The sequence below is a fragment of the Cellulosimicrobium sp. RS genome (genome assembly GCF_046159675.1).
Classification (GTDB): domain Bacteria; phylum Actinomycetota; class Actinomycetes; order Actinomycetales; family Cellulomonadaceae; genus Cellulosimicrobium; species Cellulosimicrobium funkei.
Window position 1 is genome coordinate 1 of sequence record NZ_JBJXVU010000022.1, and the last position, 6,110, is coordinate 6,110.

General features: G+C 75.8%; 4 protein-coding genes and 1 pseudogene. 1 reads left to right on the plus strand and 4 read right to left on the minus strand.

The features are described 5' to 3' along the window. Positions 1-211: 211 nt before the first annotated feature. The 4 genes from ACI769_RS19770 to ACI769_RS19785 all read right to left on the minus strand — a co-directional run bounded on the left by ACI769_RS19770 (position 212) and on the right by ACI769_RS19785 (position 4,900). Positions 212-1,183: an alpha/beta hydrolase gene (locus ACI769_RS19770; protein ID WP_043659390.1), complete on the minus strand. Its 972-nt coding sequence runs from the start codon at positions 1,181-1,183 to the stop codon at positions 212-214. Further along, positions 1,180-2,139: a zinc-binding dehydrogenase gene (locus tag ACI769_RS19775; RefSeq protein WP_043659392.1), complete on the minus strand. Its 960-nt coding sequence runs from the start codon at positions 2,137-2,139 to the stop codon at positions 1,180-1,182. Before ACI769_RS19775 ends, ACI769_RS19770 begins: the two co-directional genes overlap by 4 nt. Positions 2,140-2,223: 84 nt before the next feature. After that, positions 2,224-3,474, minus strand: coding sequence for a homoserine O-acetyltransferase (locus tag ACI769_RS19780; RefSeq protein WP_370670933.1), 1,251 nt, complete (start codon positions 3,472-3,474; stop codon positions 2,224-2,226). Positions 3,475-3,562: 88 nt separating this feature from the next. Continuing rightward, positions 3,563-4,900 (minus strand): bifunctional o-acetylhomoserine/o-acetylserine sulfhydrylase, encoded by a 1,338-nt coding sequence (locus tag ACI769_RS19785; protein WP_034655183.1) that lies wholly within the window; start codon positions 4,898-4,900, stop codon positions 3,563-3,565. Positions 4,901-5,244: 344 nt separating this feature from the next. Between ACI769_RS19785 and ACI769_RS19790 the strand changes: the two are divergent. Beyond that, positions 5,245-6,110: pseudogene (locus tag ACI769_RS19790) on the plus strand (hypothetical protein); the annotation flags it as partial.

Below are 6,110 nucleotides of genomic sequence, written 5' to 3' on the forward strand. Positions count from 1 at the left end.
TCAGCGCCGATGGTACTGCCCTGGAGACGGGGTGGGAGAGTAGGACGCCGCCGGACAACCCTTCACCGAAGGCCCACCCCACACGGGGTGGGCCTTCGGCATATCCGCATACCCCCACACCACGCGAGGGACGCGCTAGCGCCGGCACGTCCGGGGCCGTCGTCGGCCCCACGGACGGTCGCACCGGGACGCGAGAGCGGCCGAGGAGCCCTCAGGACCAGCCGTACGCCGCCGACCAGCGGACGATCTCCGCGAAGAAGCGTGCCCGGGGCTCCGGCGCCGAGAGCGACAGGTCGTGGATGCCGCCGGGGATGCGGACCAGGGTGACGACGCGCCCCAGGTGCGAGGCCCGGCGGGCGAGCGGCTCGACGTCGAGCACGATGTCTGCGGCGCGCATGTCCTCCGTCCACCGCGTGCTGAACAGCGACCTCTCGGCGAGGAGCACCAGCACGGGGCAGTCGATCGCCAGGCCGGCGGCGACGCGCGCGTGACCTGAGATGATCGCGCGCAGCCATCCCGCGCGGACGGGGAACGACGGAACGGGACGCCATGCGTCGTCGATGGTCCACGTACCGTCCTCCCGGTCCCGCAGCGTCCGGGCGTAGTAGCCGGGATCGACGTTGGGGAGCGGGGCGCGGGGCTGGAAGCGGGCGAGTTGGCGGATCGCGGGGCCGGAGACGGTCCGCGCCACCGACGAGCCCTGCAGCTCCAGCCACGGGCTGTTGAGCACCAGGCCACGCACGACGCCGGGGTGCCGGTGCGCCCACAGCGCCGCGACGAGACCCCCGGTCGAGTGCCCCATGAGCATGATCGCGACGTGCGCCCCGAGGTCCTCCCGCACGACGTCCAGCGCGGCGGCGATGTCGGCGTCGTACTCCTCGAGGTGGTCCGCGTACCCGGGGGTCTGGTGCGGGCGCAGGCTGCGACCGTACTTGCGCAGGTCGACGGCGTAGAACGCCGCGCCGAGGCCGTGCCAGGTCTGGGCGAGCTCGGTCTGGAAGAAGTAGTCGCTCCAGCCGTGGAGGTAGAGCACCGCGCGCGCGGGGCGGAGGGGCTCGTCCGTCGGCGGGACGTGCCGGACGACCGTGACGACGACGTCGCCCTCGTCGTCGGGCTCCAGCTCGACGGTGCGCTGCTCGAACCCTGCCCCGAGCACGTCGGGGGCCCAGGCCGGGGACGTCACGGCGTGAGCACCACCTTGCCGAAGTGGTCGCCGGCCGCGAGCCGCGCGAGGCCGTCGCCCGCGCGGGCGAGGGGGAGCACCTGGTCGACGACGGGGCGCACCTCGCTCCGCGCGAGGAACCGCAGGAGCGCGGCGAGGTCGTCGCGCGAGCCCATGGTCACGCCCTGCACGCGGATCTCGTGGAAGAACACGCGCGTGAGCTCGGCGGGCGACGCGTCGCCGCTCGTCGCACCCGCCACGACGACGGTGCCGCCCGGCCGCACGGACCGCAGCGAGTGGTTCCACGTGGCCTGCCCGACCGTCTCGACGACGACGTCGACGGGCGCGGGCAGGCGGGCGCCGGGTTCGAACGTCGCCGCCGCCCCGAGGCGGGCCGCTCCGGCGCGCTTCGCCGCGGAGCGAGACGTCACCCAGGTCTCGAGCCCCGCGGCGGCGCCGAGGGCGACGGCCGCCGTCGCGACCCCGCCGCCCGCGCCCTGCACGAGGACACGGTCGCCGGGGGCGGCGCCACCGGCGGTGAACAGCATGCGATAGGCGGTGAGCCACGCCGTCGGGACGCACGCGGCCTCGACGAAGGTCAGCTCGGGCGGCTTGGGGACGAGGTTGTGGGTCGGGACGGCGACGCGCTCCGCGAGCGTGCCCGGGTACCGCTCGGACAGCAGGGAACGACGCTCGGCTGGCCCGACGCCGTGCCCGTCCGCGCCGACGACCGCGTGCACGACGACCTCGGAGCCGTCGGGGGCGACGCCCGCGGCGTCGGTCCCGAGGATCATGGGCAGGCGGTCGGCGGGCAGCCCGACGCCGCGCAGCGACCAGAGGTCGTGGTGGTTGAGCGACGCGGCGCGCACGTCGACCGTGGTCCAGTGCTCGCGGGACGCGGGCTCGGGGCGGTCCCCGACGACGAGGCCGGCCAGGGGGTCGTCGGGATCGGTGCGGTCGGCGTAGGCGGCGAGCATGGGACCAACCTACGGTCCGGCCCGTGCTCCGACCACGGGGCCCGCCCGGGGGAGCCCCGGGGGCCTGCCCCGACGACGAGCGGGTCAGTCGCGCACGCGCGCCCGCTCGCCGAGGAAGTCGGCGACGATCGGTCCGAGCTGGTCGAACTCGATGAGGAAGCCGTCGTGCCCGAAGTCGCTCGTGAGCGTCCGCAGGGGCTCGGCGCCGGGGATGCCGGCGGCGATGCGCGCGCAGTCGGCGGGGAGGAACAGCCGGTCGGTGTCGACGGCGACGACGAGCGCGTGCGCGGTGATCTGCGCGAGCGCCGCCTCGACACCACCGCGGTCGCGCCCGAGGTCGTGCGTGAGCATCGACTCGGTGAGCACGACGTACGAGTTCGCGTCGAACCGGCGCGCGAGCTTGTCCCCGTGGTGGTCGAGGTAGGACTGCACGGCGTAGCGGCCGTCGGTGAACGGGTCCTCGCCGCCCTGCGGCAGCCGGCCGAAGCGGTCGTCGAGCTCGCGCGCGGACCGGTAGGTCGCGTGCGCGATCTGTCGGGCGATGCCGAGCCCGACGTGCGGACCGTCGCCGTCCGCGGCGTCGTAGTAGTCGCCGCCGCGGAAGCCCGGGTCCGCGCGGACGGCGCCGAGCTGCGGGTGGGCCCAGGCGATCTGGTCGCCCGTGGTCTGGGCGGCGGTCGCGATCGCGGCGAGCGAGACGACGTCGACCCCGGCCTCGGGCCCGAGGAGCGCCCACTCCAGCACGCGGTGCCCACCCATCGAGGCGCCGACGACGAACGCCCACGACGTGACGCCGAGCGTCCGGGCGAGCTCGATCTCGACCGCGACCTGGTCGCGCGTCGTGACGCGCGGGAACCGGCTGCCCCACGGGCGGCCGTCGGGCGCGGTCGACGCCGGTCCGGTGGTGCCCTGGCAGCCGCCGAGCACGTTGGGCGCGACGACGAACCAGCGGTCGGTGTCGATCGGGGCGCCGGGCCCCACGAGCGACTCCCACCAGCCCGCGGTGACGTGCCCCGGGCCGGCGGGGCCGCTCACGTGCGAGTCGCCGGTGAGGGCGTGCAGCACGAGGACGGCGTTCGACCCGTCGGGCGCGAGCGTGCCCCACGTCTCGTACGCGACCCGGACGTCGGGCAGGCGGGCGCCGGACTCGAGGTCGAACGTGCCGACGTCGGCGAAGCGTCGCCGGCCCGCCGGGTCGCCCTCGCGCCACGCCCCGGTCGCCGGGACCGGGGCCTTGACCCGCGCGCGCGACGGCGCCACGCCGTGCGTCGACGAGTCGCCCGGCCGCGCGCCGGAGCGGGCGTCGGGGGCGGGGGAGAGGAGCTCGTCGTTCACCGGGGTCACCGTCGGCCACTGTACGGCCGGGGCGCCCAGGGCGCCCCGGCTGTCCAGATCCGTCATCGTCGCGCCCGTCGTCGGCCGGTCAGGAGCCCAGCGCGGACTTGGCGGCGGTGAACCCGAGCTCGAGGTCGGCGAGGATGTCGTCGACGTGCTCGATGCCCACCGCGAGGCGGACCAGGCCCGGCGTCACGCCGGACTTCGCCTGCTCCTCGGGGCTGAGCTGGGCGTGCGTCGTCGACGCCGGGTGGATGACGAGCGACCGGACGTCGCCGATGTTCGCCACGTTCGAGTGGAGCTGCAGCGCGGAGACGAACGCCTGCCCGGCCTCGCTGCCGCCGTCGAGCTCGAACGCGAGGACCGCGCCCGCGCCGCGTGGCAGGTACTTCTGCGCGTTCGCGTGCCACGGGCTCGAGGGCAGGCCCGCGTAGTGGACGGTACGGACGTCGTCGCGCGCCTCGAGCCACTCGGCGACCTTCTGCGCGTTGGCGACGTGGCGCTCGACGCGCAGGGACAGCGTCTCGATGCCCTGTGCGATGAGGAACGCGTTGAACGGCGAGATGGCCGAGCCCAGGTCACGCAGGAGCTGGACGCGCGCCTTGAGCACGTACGCGAGGTTGGCGCCGAGGATGCCGCCCACGCCGAGGTCGCGCGCGTAGACGAGGCCGTTGTACGAGGGGTCGGGCGTGTTGTAGTTCGGGAACCGCTCCGGGTGCGCCGCGTAGTCGAACGTGCCGCCGTCGACGATCACGCCGCCGATCGCGGAGCCGTGGCCGCCGAGGTACTTCGTCGCGGAGTGCACGACGACGTCCGCCCCGTGCTCGAGCGGGCGCAGCAGGTACGGCGTGGCGACCGTGTTGTCCACGATCAGCGGGACGCCGACCTCGTGCGCGACCGCCGCGACGGCCTCGATGTCGAGGACGTCGGCCTGCGGGTTCGGGATCGTCTCGCCGAAGAACAGCTTGGTGTTCGGGCGCACGGCGTCGCGCCAGGCCTGCGGGTCGTGCGGGTCGGCGACGAACGTCGTCTCGACCCCGAGCTTGGCGAGCGAGTACTGCAGGAGGTTGTAGGTGCCGCCGTACAGGCTCGGGGAGGCGACGACGTGGTCGCCCGCCTCGGCGACGTTGAGGATCGCGAACGTCGTCGCGGCCTGCCCGGACGCGAGGAGCAGCGCGCCGACGCCGCCCTCGAGCGAGGCGATGCGGTTCTCCACGACCTCCTGCGTCGGGTTGCCGATGCGCGTGTAGATCGGGCCGAGGTCCTTGAGCGCGAACCGGTCGGCCGCGACCGAGGCGTCCGGGAAGACGAACGACGTGGTCTGGTAGATCGGGAGCGCGCGGGCGCCGGTCGTCGGGTCGGCGGTCTGGCCGGCGTGGACCTGGCGCGTCTCGAAGGACCAGGCGGGGGCGGTGTCGGTGCTCATGGTTGCTCTCCTGCGGGTGGGGTGGGACGGCGGCGTGCGGGTGCACCGGGGCGGGTGCGGCGGGGACGGGGTCGTCGACCGCGGCGAGAGGCGCACGCGGGACGGGATGCCGCGGCGAGGACGTCGTCGACGACGGCTCGCGGGCAGGCGAACGTGCGCTCGGGTCAGCGACACATTCGACGGGACATGAGGCCGAGGCTAGGCGCGTCGTCGGCGACCCGGTAGGCCCTTCTCAACATGCGAGACCACATTGTGAGAAGGCCCCGGCCGCTCGGATCGCGCGGAGCGGACCTTCCGGGCAGACTCGTGCGAGTGCTGTCAACGAGACACGCCGAGGAGGGTTGATGAACCGCGTGACCCGGAGCGCGCCGCGCCGTCGCGTCGCCGCGGCGGGGGCCGCCGGAGCGCTCGTGCTCGCGCTCGGCGTGGGCCTCGCGCCCACCGCGTCGTCCGCGCCGCCGGACGACGACGTGCGTGCCGCGCGCGAGGCCGCCGACGGCGCGTCGCGGGACGTCGCGACGGTCGAGCGCGAGCTCGCGGCCTTGCGCGACCGGCACGCGTCCGCGGTCGCGGCCGTCGAGACGGCGGCGGAGGAGTACGCCGCGGCGCAGGGCGAGCTCGAGGCCGCCGACGCCGAGGTGCGCGACGCCCAGGCGGCGCTCGCGACGGCCCGGTCGGGCGAGTCCGACGCGCGGGCCTCCGTCGGTGCCCTCTTCCGCGCGTCACGCCAGGGCTCGACGGAGCTCGACGCCCTGCGGACGGTCCTGGACGCGGACGGCGTCGAGCAGGTCGTCGCGCGCGAGAACGCCGAGCGCGTCGCGGGCCGCACCGCCGGACGTGCGGTCGAGACGCACGCGACGGCGCGCGCCGTCGCCGGCACGGCCCGCGCGCGGGCCGACGCGGCGCTCGCGCACCAGGCCGAGGTCGAGGACCGCGCGCGCGACGCGCTCGCCGCCGCCCAGGTCTCCTCCGGGGCGCTCGACGAGGCCGTGCAGGAGTCGGCGGCACGCCGGGAGACGCTGCTCGCCGAGCTCGCGCAGGCCCGGGCCACGAGCGTCGACGTCGAGCGGGAGCGCCAGGACGCGCTCGACGCGCAGGCCGCGAGCGCGCGCGAGAGCGCGGCCCGGGAGCGGGTCGCACCGCCCGCTGCGGGGACGCCGGCGGCGGCGCCGTCCGCCCCGGCCGCCCCGGCCGCGCCGTCCGCCCCGGC

What these genes read in the sequence shown, in the direction of transcription:
- ACI769_RS19785 (WP_034655183.1), bottom strand. Translation starts at nt 4,900, where the DNA reads ATGAGCACCGACACCGCCCCCGCCTGGTCCTTCGAGACGCGCCAGGTC.
- ACI769_RS19775 (WP_043659392.1), bottom strand. Translation starts at nt 2,139, where the DNA reads ATGCTCGCCGCCTACGCCGACCGCACCGATCCCGACGACCCCCTGGCC.